Below are 21,602 nucleotides of genomic sequence, written 5' to 3' on the forward strand. Positions count from 1 at the left end.
TCAGCCGCGCTGGATGTTGGAGGTGTCCTGCAGGACGCCGCGCCGGCCGTCCTGTGTCTGCGCGATCAGGGCCTGACCCCGCTGCTCCACCGCGAGGTACCAGGTGCCCGGCGCCAGTTCGGCGATCGGCTGCGGCGAGCCGTCCTCCGGGAAGAGCGGGCGCGCCATCGGGACGGCGAACCAGAACGGCTGGAAGTTCGGGTCCGGGGCGCCCGCTGCGGCACCCTGCGGGCCGCCGAGGGACTGACCGGGGCCCGGCTGGCCCGGCTGGGCACCCTGCGGCTGGCCCGGCTGCTGCCCGTAGGGCGGCTGGCCCTGACCGGGCTGCTGCCCGTAGGGACCCGGCTGGCCGCCCGGGTAGCCGTAGCCGCCACCCTGCTGCGGGTACTGCTGGCCGTACGGCGCGGGTCCGCCGGTGTTCGCGGGCAGCAGCGGGGCCGCCAGAGCCGGCACGACCGGCGTGATCATCGCGATCACCGCGCCGATCAGCAGCGAGATCAGCGCCAGAATGGCGCCGGCCCCCATGTCGGCCTGGTCCGGTGCGACAGCCATCTTCCAGACTGAGGACCACAGCGCGACCAGCAGCAGCGTCACACCCGCCTGCGGGAGCGAGACCGCACCGAACTTGCGGCCCTCCGGCAGGAAACGACCACCGACCAGCAGACCGGTGCCGATGAGCCCCGCCAGGAAGATCGACGGGAGGGTGAGCTGGAGAAGGTCCGTGTCCCAGGCGTTGGGCATTTCGGGGCAGGACGAGCCATCGCAGTCTGCGGAGAAGAAGTCGAGGAACGAAGCGATGAACAGCAGCACCGCTGCTCCTATCACCGCGCCGTCGCCTCGGGTGAGCGAGCGGATGTTCACGTGGGGTCCTTAGTCGGTCTTGTCATGGTTGAGGTCTGCCGGGGGTGAGCACCCCATCGTACGGACGACACTACGGGTAGACCCCCGGGGTTCGCCTGTCGGTTCCACGTTTCCCCCACCCCTCAGGTGAGGAAAGCGGAGATTCCGTCCGCGACCCCCCGGGCGGCCTTTTCCCGCCACTTCGGGGAGGTGAGGAGTGCGGCGTCGGCCGCGTCCCGCATGTTGCCGCATTCGAGGAAGACTTTGGGGACGGTGCTGAGGTTGAGACCGCCCAGATCGTCCCGGGTGTCCAGACCTTCGCCATTCCCGAGGTAGTTGGCGGGGCGTTCGCCGGTGGCCTTGCGGAAGGCGTCGCGCAGGTCGGTGCCGAGCCGCCGGGAGGGGCCCGCGATGGCCCGGGTGTCGGCGTCGCCCCGGTGCACGGATGCGGGAAGAATCACATGGAAACCGCGGCTGCCGCCGGGGGCGCCGTCCGCGTGGAGGGAAACGGCGGCGTCGGCGTGCGCCCGGTTCCCTTTTTCCGCGCGCTCGTCGACGCACGGTCCGTACGGCTCCTCGCCGTCATGGGTGAACTTCACGGTCGCTCCCCGTTTCCGCAGCTCTGTGCGGACGCGGTGCGCGAGAGCGAGAGTGAACTCGGCCTCGCTGTAACCGGAATTGGTCGCGGTGCCCGTGGTGTCGCATTCCTTCTTTCCCGTGCCGATGTCGACGGAGCGGGAAATCTTGCCTGGCTGGTCGCGATTGTGGGGGTTGTGACCGGGGTCGATGACGATCACCTTGCCGCGCAGCGGGGTCTTGCCGTGCGGGTGCGATCCGGAGTGCGGTCCGCCGTCCTTGCTGCGGCTGTCCGCACCGCCGTGCTTGCTGCCGCTCGTGCCGCTCTTCTTGCCGGAGCCCTTCCCGGCGGTCTTCCCGGATCCCTTCCCGGCCGAGGACCCGGATCCCTTCCCGGCCGAGGAGGAGCGCGAGGGCTTGCCGCTCCTTCCCGAGTCGCCGCCATGGCCGCCGGACATCCCGCACCCGGCCGCCCCTGCGCACACGACCCCCGCGACCAGCAGGGCCGTCGTCCGCCGGGCTGTCCGCCGCCTCACGAAGCGCATCCATTCGACACAGGCGTAGATGGTAGAGCCTGCCTCGCGCGGACTCCGAGGCCCCTCCCGCCTCGTCACCTCCGCCGCAGCACGCGCAGCGACCCGGTGGCGGGCCCGGGGGTGTAGTCGCCCGAGGCCAGGGCCCGTTCGTGGATGTGGTGCGGGGCCTGGCCGCCGTCGGCCGGGTCGGGGAAGACGTCGTGGATGACCAGCAGCCCGCCCGGTGCCAGATGCGGCGTCCAGCCCTCGTAGTCCGCGGTGGCGTGCTCCTCGGTGTGGCCGCCGTCGACGAAGACGAGCCCGAGCGGCGTGCCCCACAGGGCGGCTGCCCGGGGCGAGCGGCCCACCAGCGCCACGACGTGCTCCTCCAGCCCCGCAGCGTGCAGCGTGCGGCGGAAGGCGGGCAGCGTGTCCATCCGGCCGACGACCGGATCGACGACCTCCGGATCGTGGTACTCCCACCCCGGCTGCTGCTCCTCGCTGCCGCGGTGGTGGTCGACGGTGACGGCCGTCACGCCCGCCTGCCGCGCGGCGTCGGCCAGCAGCAGGGTGGAGCGGCCGCAGTACGTGCCGACCTCCAGCAGCGGCAGCCCGAGGGTGCCCGCCTCGACCGCGGCAGCGTACAGCGCGAGCCCTTCGTCCAGCGGCATGAAACCCTTCGCCGCCTCGAACGCGGCCAGGGTGCCAGCCTCGGGTACCTGAGGGCTCATCACACGTTCCTCTGCTGTTGTCCGCCGTCGTCTGCTCTGGTCCGGTGCCGCAGATGTGCTCGCTCGCGACCGGGGTGCTCGCCGGCGCAGGGGCGTGGTGCGCCCGCGCGCGGCGAGGACGCACGCCCGGCGTGCGCCCGTCCGGTGCCATGCTGCCCTACCGCCGTCACCCCTCCGGGCGACAGGTAGCCTCGACGGACTGTCGATCCGGGAGTGCGGCGGCGCCGGTCCCGGCACACAGGGGGAGTGGAGTGACAGGAAGCGACATGTCCGCGGAATCCGCCGCGGCGCCCGCCGCGCGTCGCCGCAGGAGCCTGGCGCTCCTGCTCGGGATCGCCGTACTGGCCGGCGCCGGCCTGAGCACCTGGGCCACCGGGACCTGGCCCTTCGACCGGCAGAGCTACTGCTGGGGTGCCTGGGAGGCGCGCGAGGGCGACCGCGTTCCCCGCGTCCTGGACGAGACGTCGGAGGACGAGGAGCGCAGCGGCGAGCAGTCGGCGCCGCCCCGGAAGGGGCGGCGCGCCACCTGCTCGGTGACGCTCCGCGACACGAGCGGCGCCGGGTACGACGAGCGGGTCGAGGCCGAGGTCGCGACGGTGCCGCGCGGTGCGAAGGAGCGGCGCGCCTGGCTGCGGACCTACCTGGACGCGGACTCGGCGCCGCTGCCGGACGGCCTGCCCGGCCTGGTCGGCAGGGCCCGCGCCGTCTTCGTGCTCCCCGAGGAGTGCGACAGCGCAGACGGGTTGCCCACCGCGGTGACCGTCGAAGGAGCCAGGACCTCTCCGCTGACCGCCTCCATGGGAAGCGAGGAGGAGGTCGCCGACCTGCTGCTGTCGCTGGCCGGCACGGCGGCCGACACGTCGGGCTGCGCGCCGGAGGAGCCGTTCGAGGCCGTCTCACCGCTCGCCCGGGCCGGCGCCGACGACGGCCTCACGGCGCAGGGCGGCGAGCTGTGCCGGATCCCCGGGCTCCGGTTCGACCTGGACAAGGACGACCACTACGACGCCGGAGTCGGTGCCGTCCGCGACGATCTGCAGACCTGCTCGGTGCTCGACACCGCGGACGTGCGCAAGCCTGTCCGGGCCGCGCTGTTCGCGGCGGTCTCCCGGCCCCGCCTCACCGCCCTGTTCACCGGCCTGGCGGACGAGGGGTCCCCGGGCAAGGGCTGGCGCGGCACGGGCGAGATCGGCGAGGAACACGGACTGCTGACCGCCACCTGCGCCGGCCGGCCCACCGTCTTCTTCCTGCAGTTGGACGCCTTCCTGGCGGCACACGCCGATCCCGACCCGCGGCGGGCGTTCGCGGCCGCCGCCAACTCCGTCGCCGACCGCCTCGGCTGCCCCGCGGTGGCACCCGGCTCATGAGTGGCGAACAGCACAGGGAGAGGGACCAGATGTCCGAGGAGAAGCAGGGCTCCGCGCAGGGCGCCCGGTCCGGTCCGGAGCCGGCACCCGACACCGAGCGGCCCGCCCCGCGGCAGGACTCCGAACCGCGACGGGACCCCGAACCGAACCCCGAACCGGACCCCGCTGAGCCCGAGCCCGTCGCTGAGCCCGAGCCCGCCGCCGGGCCGGGCCCCGAGTCCGCCGCGACGGCGGAACCGCGTCCCGCGCCGCGGCCGTCGGGGCGGCTGCGGCGCCTGGTGCGGGGCAGGTCCGGCGCAGCCGTGATCGGTGCAGTCGTGGGTGCGCTGCTGGCTGCGGGGGGCCTGGCCTGGCAGGCCGGGGAACTGCCCTTCGTCTCCCGGGAGAGGTGCTGGGGCGCGCTCTCGGCGGACACGGTCGACCGGCTGTTCTCCGACGGGGACATCCGCACCCGGGAGCTGTCGCTCAGAAGCGCCGGCCGCCTGGGTGAGTACAGCACCGAGTGCCGGCTCCAGCGGTGGAAGGACGACGAGCTCAAGTGGGAGATATCGGCTCGGGTCGAGCAGCTCGCGCAGTTCGACGGCAGGGGTGCCCGCGAGTGGACGCGCGAGTTCCTCTCCCCGGCCATGGTTCCGCTGGGCGGCGACCTCCCGGGGATGGTCTCCGCCGGGCGGGCCTGGATGGCGCTGCCCGAGTCCTGCGTGGGCGGACGGCGGGACGAGCCGCCGACCGTCGTCTCGCTCTCCTCCGGCCGGCTCGGCTCCTCCGACAACGACGATCCGGCCGAGCGGCGTCGCTATCGGGCCGCGCTGGCCGACGCGGTGGTCGAGCTGGCCAACGGCGTGCTGGCGGGGAAGAAGTGCCGGGGCAGCTATCGGGAGCCGGGTGACCTGGCCCGGGTCGTGGAGCGGCAGCAGCCCGGCGAGTACCCGAAGGACCGGCTGTGCGGACTGAAAGGCGTCCGCGCGCCGTCCTGGCTGACGGGCAAGGGCGACTACGCGCGCGCGATGCGGACCACCGGCGACACCTCGGGGCCCGCCCACTCGTGCGAGTACGGCAGGGACTTCGACCTGGACGGCGTCCGGCTCACCACGATCGAGGACCCGCGCCTGGCGTCGTTCGTCGTCCCGCTGGGCTACAGCGGGAACCCGCGGTTCCGCGGCGACGGGTTCGGCAGCGTCTTCGGCGACATGAGCGTCTACGTCGCCACCTGCCAGACCGGTCCGGTGGCCTTCCTGGTGCAGCGGGAGGATTCGCTCGTCAGGGGGGACGACCCGACGGTCGAACTGCTGCCGGACTACGTCGCGGCCGAGGCGAAGCGTGCCGGATGCGGCCCGGTGCGGGTGACGGGACCGGAACCGCCGAAGTAGCCCCCGGCTCCCCGCCCGGCCTCCCGCCCGGAAAACGAGCGCGAGGGGCCGGGCGGCAGCTGTCACACTACGCGCATGCCGCAGACCGCACCGCCGACGAGCTCCCGCTCCATATCCGGCTCCGCAGCCGCCAAGGCGCCCCGCCTGTGGGCGGTCGTGCTGGCCGCCTGCGCCGGCCAGTTCCTCGTCGTGCTCGACGTCTCCGTCGTCAACGTCGCCCTGCCCTCCATGCGGGCCACCCTCGCCCTCTCGGAGACCGGGCTGCAGTGGGTGGTCAACGCCTACACCCTCACCTTCTCCGGCCTGATGCTGCTCGGCGGACGGGCTGCCGACCTCTTCGGCCGCAAGCGGGTCTTCCTGGCCGGACTGGCGCTGTTCACCGCCGCGAGCCTGGCGGGCGGCCTGGCCCAGGAGCCCTGGCAGCTGCTGGCGGCCCGCGGCATCCAGGGCACGGGCGCCGCGATCCTGGCACCCGCCACCCTCACGCTGCTGACCACGTCCGTACCGGAGGGCCCGGCCCGCACCAAGGCGGTCGCCACCTGGTCGGCGGTCGGCGCGGGCGGCGGCGCGGCGGGCGGCCTGGTGGGCGGGGTGCTCACCGATGCGCTGTCCTGGCGCTGGGTACTGCTGATCAACGTCCCGGTCGGCGTGCTGGTACTGGCGGCGGCTGCCTGGTGGCTGACCGAGAGCCGGGAGGACTCGGTGCGGCGCCTGGACGTGCCCGGCGCGCTGCTGGTGACGCTGGGGCTGGGCGCGGTGGCCTACGGCATCGTGCGCACGGACAGCGCGGGCTGGGCGGCGGCCGGTTCGCTGGGGCCGCTGGTCGGCGGACTGGTGCTGCTCGCGCTGTTCGTCGCCGTCGAGGCCCGCTCCCCGGAACCGCTGGTGCCGCTGCGGCTGTTCCGCAGCCGGGCCGTGTCCGCCGCGAACGCCGCCATCTTCATCAACGGCCTCGCGATGTTCGCCATGTGGTACTTCCTCTCCCTCTACACCCAGAACGTGCTGGACTACACGCCGCTGCAGGCGGGCCTGGCGCTGATCCCGCACTCGATGACGATCGTCCTCGGCTCCAAGATCGCCCCGTTCCTGATGGCGCGGACGGGGGACCGGCTGCTGGCCGTCGCGGGTGCCGCCATGGCGGGCGCGGGCTACCTGTGGCAGAGCACCATGGACGCGGACGGGGCCTACGCGACGACGATCCTGGCACCCGGTGTGCTGATGGCACTCGGCGCCGGGCTGGCCGCCACGCCCCTGGCGACCATCGCCACCGCGACCGACGACCCCGGCGAGGCGGGCCTGCTCTCCGGGCTGTTCGGCACCGGCCGCACGATGGGCGGCGCGCTCGGCCTGGCGGTGCTCTCCACCGTCGCCGCGGCCCGCACCGACGGGCGGCACGACCCCGCGTCGCTCGCCGCCGGATACGGCAGCGCCTTCCGGGCGGGCGCCGTACTGCTGGGCGCGTGCGTGCTGTTCATGCTCGTCGCGCTGCCCCGCACGGTGCGCGACCGGACCTCCCCGGCGGCCGATCCGGCGGCCGACCCGGCGTCCGCCGAGGCGCCGTAGCCCGCGCTGCGGCCGACGGCGGTGAGCGGCGGCCGAAGCGCTGCGGCTCCGGCCCGGCGCCCGCCGGACGCGCGGCGATCGCCCGTCACAGGCGGCGCCCGCCGCCGTGCTCGGAGCCGGCGGCGGCGCTCAGAGCCAGCCGTTGCGGCGGGCCGCACCGAGCGCCTCCGCCCGGTTGCGGGTGGCGGTCTTGCCGATGGCGGCGGACAGGTAGTTGCGTACGGTCGCCCCCGACAGGTGCAGCCGCTCGGCGATGTCGGCGACGGTCGAGCCGTCGGCGGCGGCCGACAGCACCTCCCGCTCCCGCTGGGTGAGCGGATTGGGCCCCGCGCTCAGCGCCGCCGCCGCGAGCGACGGGTCGATGACGCGTTCGCCCGCCAGCGCCCGGCGGATCGCCCCGGCCAGCTCCTCCACGGGCCCGTCCTTGACGAGGAAGCCCCGGGCACCGGCCTCCATGGCGCGGCGCAGATAGCCGGGCCGGCCGAACGTCGTCAGGATCAGCACCGCGCAGGAGGGCAGCCGCTCGTGCAGTTCCGCCGCCGCGTCCAGCCCGCTGCGGCCGGGCAGTTCGATGTCGAGCAGCGCCACGTCCGGCTCCGCGTCCAGCGCGGTGGGCACGATGTCGTCGCCGGAGGCGACCTGCGCGACGACCTCCATGTCCTCCTCCAGGCCGAGCAGCAGGGCGAGCGCGCCGCGCATCATGCCCTGGTCCTCCGCGAGCAGCACTCCGATCACTGTGCCGTTCCCTCCTCGCCCGGGGCCGCCGCACGGTCCGCCCGGTGTCCGCTGTCGCCGGTCCCCGCGGCCTCCTCCGCATCCTGCGGCAGTTCGGCCACGACCCGGAAGCCGTGCCGTCCGTCGGCGCCGCTGTCCAGCGTCCCGCCGGCCGCTGCCAGCCGTTCGGCCAGCCCCTTCAGCCCGGTGCCGCGCCGCGCCGCGCCGGCTGCTCCCGCAGCGGTGTCCGCGGGGCCGCGCCCGTCGTCGGTGACCGTCAGCCGTACCCGCCCGGCCGCCGCGCGCACCTCGATCTCGCACCGCGCCGCGCGGCTGTGCCGCACCGTGTTGGTGACGCTCTCCCGCACCACCCAGCCCAGCAGGGCCTCGGTCTGCGGCGGCAGTGGCGGACCCGACCGCCGTACGACGGGCTCGATCCCCGCCGCCTCCAGCACCGAGTCCGCACGTTCCAGCTCGGTGCTGAGGCTGCCGTCCCGGTAGCCGCTGACCGCCTCCCGGATCTCGGTGAGTGCCTGCCTGCCGACGGCTTCGATGTCGGCGGCCTGGGCCAGGGCCGCCTGCGCGTCGCGCTCCGCGAGGCGCCGCACCGCCTCGGCCTTCACCACGATCACCGACAGGGTGTGCCCGAGCAGGTCGTGCAGATCCCGGGAGAAGCGCAGCCGCTCCTGCTCGACCGCGCTGCGCGCCAGTTCCTGGCGGGTGGTCTCCAGCTGTCGCACCGTGTCGAAGAGGCTCAGCACGGCCGCGGTGACCAGCCCGGAGAGGAAGGTGCCGTAGCCGATGGACACCGCGTGCGCGAGGTCGCCGTGTCCGTGGTCCCAGTAGGTGAGGGCTCCGGCGACACAGCTCAGCGCCAGCACTCCCAGCGTCAGCGGCCTGCCCCGCAGCCGGCGCACCGTTCCCGCGGCGAGCGAGAGCAGCGGGAAGAACATCATCCAGGAGCCGCCGTACCCCAGGGCTGTCGCGAAGGTGACGGCCGTCAGCCCGGCGAGCCCGTACAGGGGCGCGTGCCCTGCGCGGCGGCGGGGGGCGAACGCGGCGAAGACCACGAAGACGTAGAGCGAGTTGAAGGCGAGCAGCGCCGCTCCGCCGAGCCATGGATTGCCGGAGCGGCCCTCGATGACGTGCGAGAACGCGCCCAGTCCCATCAGGAGCCAGGGCAGGAAGGCGTATCTGCCCGGGCCGCTGCCCTTGGCGGCCCACCGGCTGCGCCGTGCTGCGTTCCTGTCACCGGGCCGCTCGACTGCGGCCGGCCCGGGATCCGTCCCTGTCACACTCATGGCTGCGGTCATGTCGTCGACGGTACGACGCACGGTCGTGAGCTGGGCAGATGCAAATGTGGGAGGCCGGTCGGGACAAATGTCACCGGCGTGGTGCCCCGGCCTGCCCGGGCCGCGCCGGGGTTCCTTCCGGTCACAGGTCCGGTCCGGCCCCGGCCCCCGTCATCTGACGTGACATCAGCTCTTCCCTTGCCCGGAAGGCTGCGTTATACAGGGGTCGATCGGTTAGAACGTGTTCCACCTGTGTTCCGCCTGTGTGCGGGTGCGTTCACCGGGGGTGACCGACGCCCGTACCCGAGAGGAACCCCGCAGAATTCCGAGGCCCCAGAGGCCCCAGAGGCCCCAGAGGCCCCAGGGAACCCAGAACCCAGAACCCAGAGGACCCCGAGGAGCAAGGAGCCCAGCACCCGATGCCCATCGACGTAGCCAAAGCCCTGGCGGCCGAGCCCCGCAGCACCGAGATCGCCTGGGGGCACAAGGACATCCAGCTCTACCACCTCGGTCTCGGCGCGGGATCGCCCGCCACCGACCCGGCCGAGCTGCGCTACACGCTGGAGAGCCGGCTGCACGTCCTGCCGTCGTTCGCCACCGTCGCGGGAGGGGGCATGGGCGTGGTCGGCGGGCTCTCGGCGCCCGGTATCGACGTGGACCTGGCCGCGGTGCTGCACGGCACCCAGTCCGTCACCCTGCACCGCCCGATCCCGGTGGACGGCCGGGCCACCTCCACCGCACGGGTGGCCGACGTCTACGACAAGGGCAAGGCCGCGGTCCTGGTGCTGGTCACGGACGTCGCCGACGCGGAGGGGCCGCTGTGGACCACCGAGGCCCAGATCTTCGTACGCGGCGAAGGCGGCTTCGGCGGCGAGCGCGGGCCCTCCGGCCGTCTGGACGTCCCGGAGCGGGAACCCGACTTCGCCGTCGAGCGCCCGGTCCGTGAGGAGCAGGCGCTGCTCTACCGCCTCTCCGGCGACTGGAACCCGCTGCACGCCGACCCCGAGTTCGCCCGCCTCGCCGGGTTCGACCGTCCCATCCTGCACGGGCTGTGCTCGTACGGGATGGCGCTCAAGGCCGTCGTGGACGGGGTGCTGGACGGCGACGTGACCCGGGTGGCCTCGTACGGGGTGCGGTTCTCCGGAGTCGTCCACCCCGGGGAGACCCTGCGGATCCGCGCCTGGCGCCTGACGGAGGGGCGCCTCCAGCTGACGGCGACCGCCGCCGAGCGGGACGATGCGCCGGTGCTGGGCGACGCCGTGCTCACCCACACCTGACCCGCATCCGACCGCATCCGATCCGCATCCGATCCGCACACCCCGATCAGCGCCTCCGGAGGGAGCCGACATGCGCGCAGCAGTACTGGGCGAGACCGGGCAGGACAGACTCGATGTGCTGGACGACATCGAACCGGCCGGATTCGGCCCCGGCAAGGTGCGGGTCCGGATCAGGGCGACGGGGCTGTGCCACTCCGATCTGTCGGCGATGAGCGGGGTGCTGCCGCAGCCCGCCCCGTTCGTGCCCGGACACGAGGGGGCGGGCGAAGTGCTCGAGGTGGGGGAGGGGGTGACGCGGGTCGCGCCGGGCGACCGGGTCGTGGTCTGCTGGCTGCCCGCCTGCGGCGACTGCCCTGCCTGCCGCCGCGGCCAGCGCCACCTGTGCCTGGCCGGGTTCATGAACGCGGGCACCCCCAACTTCCGCCGCGCCGGGGCCGGAGGCGCAGAGGTGTTCGGCTTCGCCGGTACCGGCACCTTCGCCGAGGAGGTCGTCCTCGACGCGCCCTGCGCGGTGCCCGTCCCGGACGACGTGCCCTTCGAGATCGCCGCGCTCATCGGCTGCGGCGTCACCACGGGCCTGGGTGCGGTCTTCAACACCGCACGGGTGGAGGCCGGTTCCTCGGTGGCCGTCGTCGGCTGCGGCGGGGTCGGCATCAGCGTCCTGCAGGGGGCACGGGCCTGTGGTGCCGCGCAGATCGTCGCCGTCGACCCGGTGGCCGGGCGCCGCGAGGCCGCGCTGCGCTTCGGGGCGACGGAGGCGGTGGCGCCCGACGGCCTCGCCGACGCCAAGCGCCGGGTGACCGGCGACGAGGGGTTCGACCACGTCTTCGAGGTGGTGGGCAGGTCGGCGACGGCCCGCACCGCCTACGACGCCACCCGGCGCGGCGGCACCCTGTGCGTGGTGGGCGCGGGCGCCGCGGACGACGAGCTCCGGTTCAGCATGTTCGAGCTGTTCTTCGACGAGAAGCGCATCCTGCCCTCCCTCTACGGCGGCGGTGACGTGCTGCGCTCCTACGACCGCGTGGTGGCGCTGTGGCGGGCGGGCCGGATCGATCTGGACGGGATGATCACTCACCGGGTGCGGTTGGAGGAGATCAACGAGGCCATCGACCAGATGCGTACCGGAGAGGCACTTCGCACCAGCATCTCCCTCTAGGGAGGGGCTTCCTGGAGCGTGACCCGCCTTCGGGCGGGCCGTTCGGGGCGGGGGGCTGCGCCGGAGCTTCCGCCACCGTGAGCCGAGCCATGGAGGGGACCGTATGTCCGTACAGGGCAGTGCGCAGGATTCTTTGCAGGAGTGCCTGCGGGGCAGGACCGCCGTCGTCACCGGTGCGGGGCGCGGGTTGGGGCGCGCCGAGGCGCTGGAACTGGGGCGGCTGGGCGCCCGGGTCGTCGTCAACGACCTGGCTGCCGCGGCCGGTCCGGGGCCCGCTTCCGAGGCGGCGGAGCCGGCGTCGGCGGACGGTGCGGCCCCGGAGCCGCCCGCCGAGGCGGTCGCCGCCGAGATCCGGGCCGCCGGCGGCGAGGCGATCGCCCACCACGGCGACGTGGCCGACTTCGCGCAGGCCCGCGAACTGGTCCGGCTGGCCGTGGACACCTTCGGTCCGCTGGAGATCCTGGTCAACAACGCCGGGTTTCTGCGGGACCGGATGGTCTTCTCGATGAGCGAGGAGGAGTGGGACGCGGTGATCCGTGTCCACCTCAAGGGCCACTTCAACACCACCCACTTCGCGGCCGCGCATTGGCGTGCCGCGGCCAAGGCGACGGGCGGTGCCGTCTACGGACGGATCGTCAACACCTCGTCCGAGGCGTTCCTGGTGGGCTCGCCCGGCCAGCCCAACTACGCGGCCGCCAAGGGCGGGATCGTCGGACTGACCACCTCCTCGGCGGCCGCACTGGCGAAGTACGGGGTGACGGCGAACGCCATCTGCCCCCGCGCCCGCACCCGGATGACCGAGGACGCCTTCGCGGGCTTCGAGGTGCCGGACCGGGGTCCCGACCCGCTGGCGCCGGAACATGTCTCACCCCTGGTGGGGTATCTGGCCTCGCCCGCGGCGGCCCGGATCACCGGGCAGGTGCTGGTGGTGCACGGCGGCATGGTGGCACTGCTGGAACGGCCCCGGGTGGCGGCCACGTTCGAGACCGCCGCGGAGCTGTTCACCGTCGGGGAGCTGGACGGGCTGCTGACCCCGTACTTCGCCGAGCGCTACCCGCAGGAGACCTTCGCCGCGGTCGAGGTGCTGAGCCTGCGGAAGGGCTGAACACGGGCTGCGCACCCGGCGGGGCCCCGGCCTCCACCGGTCGGAAGGTGGCCGGGGCCCCGCTGTGTGCCGTTGCGCCTGTGCGGCGCCGGCCGACGGCCTGCCGTCGGCTACTGCGCGGGCTCGGGCCGACGGTGCCGGCCCTGCGCCGGTACGGTCTGCTCCTCCCGTGCGGCGGCTTCCCCCCTGTGCTTCCCCCGGTGAGTCCCCTCGCCGGCCGTCTGCGTGGTGCTGGGCGTCTCGGTCTGGGTGTCCGACATCGTGATGTCACTCCGTCAATCTCTTGCTCTGCCGTCGTACCCGGCGGAGTTTATCGAGCCGGGGCGACGTCCTTCAGAGCGTTTCATCCGCTGGTCACGCCGTTCCGCTGGGCAGTGGGGCCTGCTGGAGCGGGACCGGTTTCCGCGCCGCGTCCCCCAGGGCCCCGAACGGCGCCGTACTGCCTGCGGAAACCCTTTTGCCCACCAGCGAACCCAGCAGTCCGGAGGGTGGCCCTCCGTGATCGTGATGTTGTAGAGCCGTGACGTCCCCGGCGGGCGGAGCCGTGGGCTCCGGTCGCTCGGGCGGGCGCGGCGCGGCGCGCGGCGGCTCTGCGTCTGGTGCGGCGGGCACCCGCACCGCGCGCGGGTCCGTCGGGGCCGGTGGAGCCGCCGGTGCGGGCACGGGCTCGGGAGTGGCCTGGGGTGCCTCCGGTTCGGGCAGCGGGGCCCGCATCCGGGCCAGTCCGCACGGGTTGTGCACCGTCGAGCAGGGGACGCGCAGTTCGCCGTCGGCCGTCCACAGGCCGTGCCCCGCCAACCAGCCTGCCGGGCTCGCGAGGTGCCGCACTTCGCGCAGGCCGGGCCGCCACACGGCGAGCCAGGTGCCCTGCGGCCCGTCCACGCGCAGCGCCACGGCGCACCGCTCGGGCAGCAGCGGCTGCCCCGGCTGGACGGCGATCGGCGTCAGCCGGGTGCCTCTGGGGTGCAGCGCCTCGGGGAACCGGACCGGGCGGTGGCTGCCCAGCACCCCCCAGCCCAGCCGCGGCTCGCCGGGGGCATCCGAGCGGACGAGCAGCAGGCCGCTGTCCGGGTCGGCGAGCAGCAGCCGGTCGTCGCTCCCCTCGGCGATCTCCAGCAGCGGGGAGGCCTCGCCGTCCGCACCGAGGTCCACCGCGAGGGTCCTGGTGGGGCCGCCGCCGTCCGGCCCGGCGGTGTCGAGCGCGAGCATCCGGCCCTCCCGATCCAGCCACGCGCCTCCCGACCAGTGGCCGCGCAGCCGGGCGAGCCGCGCGGGCGGCCGGGACGAGCCGTCGGTCACCAGCCACACACCGGTGGTGCGGCCGTCCGGCTCCCGGGCCAGCGCATAGGCGCGCGTCCCGCACGGCGCCGGGGGCAGCAGCCGCAGCGCGTCCGTCTCCACGGTGCCCAGCCGTCGCTCGCCGGTCTCCTGGCCCGAGGGGTAGAGCAGCGCCAGGGAGTAACGTCCCTGCGTCCGGCGGGCGATCAGCACCCGCCCGTCCGACAGCGGCAGTACGCCGCTGTCCGCGTCCTCCGGCTGCGCCACGGGGAGCGGCACCGCGTACGGCTCCGGTCCGTCGAGAGTCCAGCGCTCCGGATACCAGAGCTCCGTCCCGGCGTGCGCGGTGAGCCGGGCGGCGTAGGAGCCGTCCGCCGCGACCGTGAAGCTCTCGTTCATGACCCTGGCGGCACTCACCGTCATGTTGCGGTCACCTCCGGTCACGAAGCTAGGCCCCGTATTCGTGCGCGGACAGCGGGAGATGAACCGCTTCACGCGTACGAGTGACCGAATTCGTGTTCGTCCGCGGGGGGTCCGGCAGCGTCGAGCCGCCCGCTCCGCGGCCGGTGCCGGGCGCCCGCACGTGTGCCCACCGGGCTGGGAGCGCCGCTGCCGCGGACAGGTAGCCTTGCCCCCGTGCCAGCACAGCCCACACTCTCCGAAGTCATCGCCGCGCTCGACACCCTGTGGCCGCGCGACCGCGCCGAGCAGTGGGACGCCGTCGGCACCGTCTGCGGCGACGTCTCCGACCCGCAAGCACGTGTCAGCCGGGTCCTGTTCGCCGTCGACCCTGTGCAGCAGATCGCCGACGAGGCCGTCGCCAAGGGTGCCGAGCTGCTGGTCACCCACCATCCGCTCTATCTGCGGGGCACCACCACCGTCGCGGCCGACACCTTCAAGGGCCGCGTCGTGCACACCCTGATCCGCAACGGCGTGGCCCTGCACGTCGCGCACACCAACGCCGACACCGCCGACCCCGGCGTCTCCGACGCGCTCGCCGGGGCGCTCGGGCTGCGCGTGTTGCGGCCGCTGGTGCCCGACCCCACCGACCCCGCGGGCCGGCGCGGGCTGGGCCGGATCTGCGAGCTGGAGCGCCCGCTGCCGCTCGGCGACGTCCTGGAGCGGGCCGCCGCCGCGCTGCCCGTCACCGCGCAGGGCCTCCGGGCCGCGGGCGACCCCGCCATGCCGGTGGCGACGATCGCCGTGTGCGGCGGCTCCGGCGACAGCCTCTTCGAGACGGTGCGCGCCGCGGGCGTCGACGCCTATCTCACCGCCGACCTGCGCCACCACCCTGCCTCCGAGGCGCGGGAGCACTCCCCGCTCGCCCTGCTGGACGCCGCGCACTTCGCCACCGAGTGGCCCTGGTGCGAGCAGGCGGCCGCGCAGCTCGACGCCGTCGCCGAGCGGGAGGGCTGGGACCTGCGCACCGAGGTCTCGCGTACCGTCACCGACCCGTGGACCGCGCACGCGCCCTCGCTGCCGCAGGAGTCACCGCTCTCCCGCCCGGCCACGGGCCAGCAGACCGCATCGACCGACCACGACCTCACTCCGGGAGCCCCCAACTGAACGCCGCGCCCGCCGATCAGATCCGCCTGCTCGACGTCCAGGCACTCGATACGCGCCTGACGCAGCTCGCGCACAAGCGCAAGACCCTGCCCGAGCACGAGGAGATCCAGCGGCTGGACGCCGACCTCGCCCAGCTGCGCGACCTGCTCGTGGCCGCGCAGACCGAGGAGAGCGACACCACCCGCGAGCAGACCAAGGCGGAGCAGGACGTCGACCAGGTCCGCCAGCGCGCGGTCCGCGACCAGCAGCGCCTCGACTCGGGCGCGGTGACCAACCCCAAGGACCTGGCCAACCTGCAGAGCGAGATCGCCTCGCTCGCCAAGCGCCAGAGCGACCTGGAGGACGTCGTCCTGGAGGTCATGGAGCGCCGCGAGTCCGCCGCCGAGCGCTCCGCCGAACTGGGCGAGCGGGTCGAGTCCGTCGGCGCCAAGGTCCAGGACGCCACCGCGCGCCGGGACGCCGCGCTGGAGGAGATCGACGCCGAGCTGACGCGGGTCCGCAAGGAGCGCGAGACGGTCGCCGGCGCCGTCCCCGGCGAACTGCTCAAGCTCTACGACAAGATCCGGGAGCGCGAGGGCGGGGTCGGCGCCGCCAAGCTCTACCAGCGCCGCTGCGAGGGCTGCCGGCTGGAGCTGAACATCACCGAGCTGAACGAGGTGCGCGAGGCGCCCGCCGACGCGGTCGTGCGCTGCGAGAACTGCCGCCGCATCCTGGTGCGCACCCCGGAGTCGGGGCTGTGAGCCCGGCGGTCGGCGGAGGCGTGCGATGAGCGGGGGCCAGGCGCGCCGCACCTTCCTCGTCGAGGCCGACGGCGGCTCGCGCGGCAACCCCGGCCCGGCCGGATACGGCGCCGTGGTCAAGGACGCCGCCTCGGGCGGGACCCTCCGCGAGACCGCCGAGTTCATCGGCCGGGCCACCAACAACGTCGCCGAGTACCGGGGCCTGGTCGCCGGGCTGCGCGCCGCGCACGAACTCGACGCCGACGCCGCGGTGCTGGTGCGGATGGACTCCAAGCTCGTCGTCGAGCAGATGTCGGGCCGCTGGAAGATCAAGCACCCGGACATGCGGCCCCTCGCGGCGGAGGCCGCCGCGGTCTTCCCGCCGGACGCGGTCAGCTACGAGTGGATCCCGCGCGAGAAGAACAAGCACGCGGACCGGCTCGCCAACGAGGCGATGGACGCCGGGAAGCGCGGCGCGCGCTGGGAGCCGGACGCGTCCCGCGCGGAGCTCGACACCGGGCCCGGCGCGGACCGGAGCGGGTCCGGCTCCGGCGGGAGCACGGGCAGCGCGGCGACCGTGCCCTCCTCCGCGGCGGACGACCGGCCCGGCACGGCGGGAACCGCCGCTCCCGCCGCCCGCCCGGGCTGGGGGCCCGACCTGGGCGCCCCCACCACCTTCGTGCTGCTGCGGCACGGGGAGACGCCGCTCACGCCCGAGAAGCGGTTCTCCGGCAGCGGGGGCTCCGACCCCGAACTCTCCGCGGTCGGCCGTCAGCAGGCCGCCGCGGCCGCCGAGGCGCTCGCCGCGCGCGGCACCGTCCAGGCCGTGGTCGCCTCGCCGCTGCGCCGCTGCCAGGAGACGGCGGCCGCTGTCGCGGACCGCCTCGGGCTGGGCGTGCGCACCGACGAGGGGCTGCGCGAGACCGACTTCGGCGCCTGGGAGGGCCTCACCTTCGCCGAGGTGCGCGAGCGCCACCCCGAGGACCTGGACGCCTGGCTCGCCTCCGCCGGGGCCCGCCCCACCGGAGGCGGCGAGTCCTTCGAGGAGGTCGCCCGGCGGGTCGCGGTGGCCCGGGACAGGCTGCTGGCCCGCTACGCCGGTCGCACCGTGCTGCTCGTCACCCATGTGACCCCGGTCAAGACACTGGCCCGGCTCGCGCTGGGCGCCCCGGCCGAAGCGCTGTTCCGGATGGAGCTGTCGGCCGCTTCCCTCTCCGCCGTCGCCTACTACGCCGACGGCAACGCCTCGTTGCGACTGCTGAACGATACGGGGCACCTGCACCCGTAGCGGGGCACGGCGGGGCGTAACGGGGCAGAACGGGGTGCCCGTGCGGTGTGCCTAGCCGGTGCCCCGGTGCCGGCCCCCGCGCGTCCCGCCGCGGGGTGCGTGCTGGGGCAGTTGGTCCGCGTAGCCGGCCTCCGTCCACACGTGGGTGCGGAACTCCTCCGGTGTCAGCACACCGGGCCAGGGTTCCCCGCCGGGGCAGAAGACGGCTTCACAGCCGTAGCAGTAGCGGGCGGGCGCCCAGAGCGCGTCGGCCCGCGCCGCTCCGGCCGACTCCGCGTCCTGTTCCTGCCGGTCCCCGCGCACCACGACGACGGTGCCGACGAAGCACACGACGGCCAGCAGGATGCCGCCGCCGAGGTGGAGCGGTTTGTCCTGGTCCATGCCCGTCCAGGCGAGCGCCACGCCCATCCCGGTGAGCACCATGCCCTCCAGGAAGTGCATGCAGCCGTCGCCGGTCTTCTCCGGTCCTTTGGCCAGCCGGGTGCCCAACTCCTTGCGGAGCGCGCCCTTGCCGGTGCGCGCCTCGGACACGGGCCGGGTGTCGCCGCTGCCGCAGCCGGGGCATGTCGTCCCGTCGCCGCCGGGCACGCTGTCAGTCGTCATGCGGGCAACCTACCGGCGCCCGCGGCGGCCCCGTGCCGGGAGGTCGGCTGCGACGTCCGCCGGTCTCCGGACCCCCGCCCGCCGGGGGCTCGGGAGAAACACCTGGGTGAGGCGAGACGTATCGTCTTGTCAAGGCCCCGGACGTGCCGTACCTTCGTGCCCATGGGTTCCCTGTGAGACCGATGGCGCCGACCGCGTAGAGCACCGCTCCGCCGTCGCCGCGCTCCGCCGTGCAGTCATTCACCTCGTTCCGGCCCGTCCCGGGCCAGGAGGGACCGACCCATGCGCACCTCACAACTCACCCTTCGCGGCGTCACCAAGCGCTACTCCGGCCGCACCGTCCTCGACCAGGTCTCCTGCACGCTCAAGCCGGGGGAGAAGGCCGGACTCATCGGCGACAACGGCTCCGGCAAGTCCACGCTCCTCAAACTCCTCGCGGGCCGGGAGCACCCGGATCACGGCGAGTTGACCGTGACCGCCGCGGGCGGCGTCGGCTATCTGCCGCAGACCCTACCGCTCCCGCCGACCGCCACGGTCCAGGAGGCCATCGACCTGTCGATGGCGGACCTGCGCGCGCTGGAGGCCGAGCTGCGCCGGGCCGAGCGGGCACTCGGCGACGGCGGCAGCCCCGACGCGTACGCCGCTCTCGTCGAGCGCTACGAGGCCCGGGACGGCTACGCGGCCGACCACCGGGTGGAGACCGCCCTGCATCACCTCGGCCTGCCCGGGCTGCCCCGCGAGCGCCGCATCGGCACGCTCTCCGGCGGCGAGCGCTCCCGGCTGTGCCTGGCCGCGGTGCTGGCGGGCCGCCCGGAGCTGCTCCTGCTGGACGAGCCGACGAACGACCTGGACGACGGGGCCGTCGCCTGGCTGGAGGAGCAACTGCGGGCACACCGCGGGACGGTGCTCGCGGTCACGCACGACCGGGTCTTCCTCCAGCGCCTGACCACGACGATCCTGGAGGCCGACGGTGGAAGGATCACCCGCTACGGCGACGGCTACCCCGGCTACCGGGCCGCCAAGGCCGCCGACCGCCGCCGACGGCTGCAGGAGTACGAGGAGTGGCGCGCGGAGCTGGCCCGCAACGAGCAGCTGGCCACCGGCAACGCCGCCCGCCTCGACGGCGTTCCGCGCAAGCTGCCGCTGGCCAACTTCGGCCACGGCGGCTTCCGGGCCCGCGGCCGCGCACACGGCGCGATGGCGCGTATCCGCAACGCCCGCGAGCGCGTCGACCGCCTCCGGGCCGATCCGGTGGCGCCGCCGCCCGACCCGCTGTCCTTCACGGCCCGTATCCGTACCGCGGCGGCCGGGTCCGGCGAAGCCGCCGAACTCACCGGAGTACGGGTGGGAGACCGTCTCCGCCTGGACTCCCTCACCCTGGGCCCCACCGACCGGCTGCTGGTCACCGGACCGAACGGCGCGGGCAAGACCACCCTGCTCCGGCTGCTGGCCGGTGAACTGCGGCCGGACGAGGGCGCGGTACGCGTGCCGGGCAGGGTCGGCCACCTGCGCCAGGACGAGACGCCGTGGCCGCCCGGCCTGACGGTGGCGGAGGCCTTCGCGCTGGGCCGTCCCGGATCCGCCGACGAGCACGCCGACGCGCTGCTCTCCCTCGGCCTCTTCCGCCCGGCGGAACTGGGCCTGCGCGTCGGCGGCCTCTCCTACGGCCAACGTCGGCGCATCGACCTGGCCCGCCTGGTCGCGGACCCCGCGGACCTGCTCCTCCTGGACGAGCCGACCAACCACATATCCCCCGCCCTGGTGGAGGAGTTGGAGGAGGCCCTGGCCGGATACCCGGGCGCTGTGGTCCTGGTGACGCACGACCGGGCGCTGCGCGGGCGGTTCGAGGGGAGTCGGCTCGCGCTGGACGGGGGTGTGGTCGCGGTGTGAGACGACGGTCGGGGTGCCGGGACGGGGCGCGTGTGTACGCCGTGGCGCAGACGGCGGTCATGCGGTGACGGGCGGCCCCGGCGCAGGCGGCGGACGTGTCCGGTCGGCGCCCGTCGGCCCGGGGAACGTCCCGGCCCTCGACCAGCCCCTCCGCCATCAGCGCCTCGGCGTCCGTGCGCGTGGGGAACGTCCGTCTACCGGCCCGGCCGTACCGCCGCCGCCTCGGCGGCCAGCGCCCGGACCGACTCCCAGTCCCTGGCCGCGAGCGCGTCGGCGGGCAGCATCCAGGTGCCGCCGACGCAGCCGACGTTGGGCAGCGCCAGATAGTCGGCCGCGTCGGCGGCGGTGATGCCGCCGGTAGGGCAGAAGCGGGCCTGCGGCAGCGGGGAGGCCAGGGACTTCAGATAGCCGGTGCCGCCTGCCGCGCGCGCGGGGAAGAACTTCATCTCCGTCACGTCGCGCTCCAGCAGGGCCATCACCTCGGAGGCGGTCGAGACGCCGGGCAGGAAGGGCACTCCGGAAGCCCGCATGGCCTCCAGCAGTGTGTCGGTCCAGCCGGGGCTGACGAGGAAGCGCGCGCCCGCCGCCACCGCCGTCTCCACGTCCCGCGGACCCAGCACCGTGCCCGCGCCGACGACGGCCTCGGGGACGGCGTCCGCGACGGCGCGGATCGCCTCCGGTGCCGCGCCGGTCCGCAGCGTCACCTCGATCGCGGGCAGGCCGCCGGCCACCAGCGCCCGGGCCAGCGGGACGGCGTCCGCAGCGTCCTCCAGCACGACGACCGGGAGGACGGGGGCGAGGTCGAGCACGGAAGGCGCGGAAGTCATGCCCGTATCGTGCCCGTGAGCAGCATGCTTCGCAACGGACGTTGCGGCATGTGCAACCAGGCTGATCCGGGGGTCAGAGCTCGGTGACGACCACATCCAGCGCCCGGGCGTCCGGATCCTCGTCGCCCTCCACGGCGTAGCCCAGCTCGCGCAGCGTCCCGGCCAGCGCCGCGGGGGTCTTCGGCGCCGCGCCGGACTCCAGCAGCGCCCGCACGATGCGGCCCTTGGTCGCCTTGTTGAAGTGGCTGACCACCGACCGCTTCTCCACCCCGTCCACCAGCCGGGACTGCAGGACCCGCACGGTCGCCGTGCGGCGCGCCAATTCACCCTTGGGCTTCCACATGCTCGCGTACGCCGACGAGCGCAGATCCAGCACCAGCCCGCCGCCCGCCGCCTCGGGCAGCACCGACTCCGCCGGGCCGCGCCAGAAGGCGCCCAGCGCACCCGTGCCCGGCAGCTTCACACCCGCGGACAGCCGGTAGGAGGGGATCCGGTCGGTGACCCCGACGGCCCCCCACAGCGCGGAGAAGACCAGCAGCGAGCGCGCGGCCCGCCGCTTGGCCGCCGGACTGAGGGTGGCCAGTCCCAGCGCGTCGTAGAGCACGCCGGTGTAGATCTCCCCGGCGGGACGGGTCGGCGCGGTCCGCAGCCGGGCGTTCTTGGCGACCTCGCCGCGCAGCCCCTCGCCGATCCCCAGCACGCCGCGCGCCTTCTCCTCGTCGGCCCGGCAGAGCGCCATCAGCTCCTCCAGTACCGTCTCCCGCGCCGGGTTCAGCCCCGGAAGGGAGAGCGAGTCCAGGTCCAGCGGGCGCCCCCGCGAGCCCTCGGCCTTCCCCTCGGACGGCGGCAGCAGCACGAGCACGGCACTTCTCCTCGGTTCCTCGGTACGGCGCCCGCCTGCGGCGCCGGTGGTGCGATCCCCTCCGGC

19 protein-coding genes are annotated in these 21,602 nt (G+C 74.6%); 10 read left to right on the forward strand and 9 right to left on the reverse strand.

The annotated features are described in order from the left end of the window. The 3 genes from ACFYNS_RS03300 to ACFYNS_RS03310 form a co-directional block, all read right to left on the reverse strand. Positions 1-861, reverse strand: coding sequence for a hypothetical protein (locus tag ACFYNS_RS03300; protein ID WP_388600447.1), 861 nt, complete (start codon positions 859-861; stop codon positions 1-3). A 122-nt stretch (positions 862-983) separates the two neighbouring features. Next, the gene (locus ACFYNS_RS03305; protein ID WP_388600450.1) at positions 984-1,961 is read right to left on the reverse strand and encodes an N-acetylmuramoyl-L-alanine amidase; all 978 of its coding nucleotides are present in this window, start codon (positions 1,959-1,961) and stop codon (positions 984-986) included. A gap of 65 nt (positions 1,962-2,026) precedes the next feature. After that, positions 2,027-2,662, reverse strand: coding sequence for a class I SAM-dependent methyltransferase (locus ACFYNS_RS03310; RefSeq protein WP_360297588.1), 636 nt, complete (start codon positions 2,660-2,662; stop codon positions 2,027-2,029). Positions 2,663-2,928: 266 nt separating this feature from the next. Here ACFYNS_RS03310 and ACFYNS_RS03315 point away from each other — a divergent pair, with 266 nt between their 5' ends. The 3 genes from ACFYNS_RS03315 (at position 2,929) to ACFYNS_RS03325 (ending at position 6,959) form a co-directional block, all read left to right on the forward strand. Beyond that, positions 2,929-4,026, forward strand: coding sequence for a hypothetical protein (locus ACFYNS_RS03315; protein WP_388600453.1), 1,098 nt, complete (start codon positions 2,929-2,931; stop codon positions 4,024-4,026). 29 nt (positions 4,027-4,055) lie between these two features. Next, a complete protein-coding gene (locus ACFYNS_RS03320) occupies positions 4,056-5,396 on the forward strand; it encodes a hypothetical protein (RefSeq protein ID WP_360297583.1) in 1,341 nt (446 codons plus the stop codon). Between the two features lie 75 nt (positions 5,397-5,471). Then, entirely contained in the window at positions 5,472-6,959 is a 1,488-nt protein-coding gene (locus tag ACFYNS_RS03325; RefSeq protein ID WP_388600456.1) for an MFS transporter, read from the forward strand. A 129-nt stretch (positions 6,960-7,088) separates the two neighbouring features. Here the strand turns inward: ACFYNS_RS03325 and ACFYNS_RS03330 are convergent, their stop codons facing one another. Both ACFYNS_RS03330 and ACFYNS_RS03335 read right to left on the reverse strand, forming a co-directional pair. After that, on the reverse strand, positions 7,089-7,694 hold the full coding sequence (locus ACFYNS_RS03330) for a response regulator (RefSeq protein WP_388600458.1): 606 nt from the start codon (positions 7,692-7,694) through the stop codon (positions 7,089-7,091). Beyond that, positions 7,691-8,986: a histidine kinase gene (locus tag ACFYNS_RS03335; protein WP_388600460.1), complete on the reverse strand. Its 1,296-nt coding sequence runs from the start codon at positions 8,984-8,986 to the stop codon at positions 7,691-7,693. The genes ACFYNS_RS03330 and ACFYNS_RS03335 overlap by 4 nt, the downstream gene beginning before the upstream one ends. A gap of 398 nt (positions 8,987-9,384) precedes the next feature. Here ACFYNS_RS03335 and ACFYNS_RS03340 point away from each other — a divergent pair, with 398 nt between their 5' ends. From ACFYNS_RS03340 to ACFYNS_RS03350, 3 genes are all read left to right on the forward strand, one after another. Then, positions 9,385-10,242: a MaoC/PaaZ C-terminal domain-containing protein gene (locus ACFYNS_RS03340; RefSeq protein ID WP_360302099.1), complete on the forward strand. Its 858-nt coding sequence runs from the start codon at positions 9,385-9,387 to the stop codon at positions 10,240-10,242. Between the two features lie 70 nt (positions 10,243-10,312). Continuing rightward, complete coding sequence (locus tag ACFYNS_RS03345) at positions 10,313-11,398, forward strand: Zn-dependent alcohol dehydrogenase (protein WP_360302096.1); 1,086 nt, start codon at positions 10,313-10,315, stop codon at positions 11,396-11,398. A 103-nt stretch (positions 11,399-11,501) separates the two neighbouring features. After that, the gene (locus tag ACFYNS_RS03350) at positions 11,502-12,503 is read left to right on the forward strand and encodes a 3-oxoacyl-ACP reductase (protein ID WP_388600465.1); all 1,002 of its coding nucleotides are present in this window, start codon (positions 11,502-11,504) and stop codon (positions 12,501-12,503) included. A 354-nt stretch (positions 12,504-12,857) separates the two neighbouring features. On the opposite strand, the gene ACFYNS_RS03355 is transcribed toward ACFYNS_RS03350, so the two are convergent. Continuing rightward, positions 12,858-14,204, reverse strand: coding sequence for a hypothetical protein (locus tag ACFYNS_RS03355; RefSeq protein WP_388600467.1), 1,347 nt, complete (start codon positions 14,202-14,204; stop codon positions 12,858-12,860). 213 nt (positions 14,205-14,417) lie between these two features. On the opposite strand from ACFYNS_RS03355, the gene ACFYNS_RS03360 reads away from it, so the two are divergent. Genes ACFYNS_RS03360 through ACFYNS_RS03370 form a run of 3 tightly spaced genes read left to right on the forward strand, consistent with a single transcriptional unit; the run spans position 14,418 to position 17,354 of the window. Continuing rightward, a complete protein-coding gene (locus ACFYNS_RS03360; protein WP_388600470.1) occupies positions 14,418-15,347 on the forward strand; it encodes a Nif3-like dinuclear metal center hexameric protein in 930 nt (309 codons plus the stop codon). Continuing rightward, on the forward strand, positions 15,344-16,087 hold the full coding sequence (locus ACFYNS_RS03365; protein WP_360302105.1) for a C4-type zinc ribbon domain-containing protein: 744 nt from the start codon (positions 15,344-15,346) through the stop codon (positions 16,085-16,087). The genes ACFYNS_RS03360 and ACFYNS_RS03365 overlap by 4 nt, the downstream gene beginning before the upstream one ends. A gap of 25 nt (positions 16,088-16,112) precedes the next feature. Further along, positions 16,113-17,354 carry a bifunctional RNase H/acid phosphatase gene (locus tag ACFYNS_RS03370; protein WP_388600472.1) on the forward strand — a complete coding sequence of 414 codons (1,242 nt, stop codon included), beginning with the start codon at positions 16,113-16,115 and terminating at the stop codon, positions 17,352-17,354. Positions 17,355-17,405: 51 nt separating this feature from the next. On the opposite strand, the gene ACFYNS_RS03375 is transcribed toward ACFYNS_RS03370, so the two are convergent. Beyond that, positions 17,406-17,957: a hypothetical protein gene (locus tag ACFYNS_RS03375; protein ID WP_360296931.1), complete on the reverse strand. Its 552-nt coding sequence runs from the start codon at positions 17,955-17,957 to the stop codon at positions 17,406-17,408. Between the two features lie 282 nt (positions 17,958-18,239). Here ACFYNS_RS03375 and ACFYNS_RS03380 point away from each other — a divergent pair, with 282 nt between their 5' ends. Then, positions 18,240-19,847 (forward strand): TlrC/CarA/OleB/SrmB family ABC-F type ribosomal protection protein, encoded by a 1,608-nt coding sequence (locus ACFYNS_RS03380; RefSeq protein WP_388600474.1) that lies wholly within the window; start codon positions 18,240-18,242, stop codon positions 19,845-19,847. 194 nt (positions 19,848-20,041) lie between these two features. Here the strand turns inward: ACFYNS_RS03380 and eda are convergent, their stop codons facing one another. Both eda and yaaA read right to left on the reverse strand, forming a co-directional pair. Then, positions 20,042-20,674 (reverse strand): bifunctional 4-hydroxy-2-oxoglutarate aldolase/2-dehydro-3-deoxy-phosphogluconate aldolase, encoded by a 633-nt coding sequence (gene eda / locus ACFYNS_RS03385; RefSeq protein ID WP_360296937.1) that lies wholly within the window; start codon positions 20,672-20,674, stop codon positions 20,042-20,044. 73 nt (positions 20,675-20,747) lie between these two features. Then, a complete protein-coding gene (yaaA, locus tag ACFYNS_RS03390; protein WP_360296940.1) occupies positions 20,748-21,536 on the reverse strand; it encodes a peroxide stress protein YaaA in 789 nt (262 codons plus the stop codon). Between the last annotated feature and the right edge of the window lie 66 nt (positions 21,537-21,602).

It is taken from the genome of Streptomyces sp. NPDC006925 (genome assembly GCF_042869575.1).
In the GTDB taxonomy this organism is placed as follows: Bacteria; Actinomycetota; Actinomycetes; order Streptomycetales; family Streptomycetaceae; genus Streptomyces.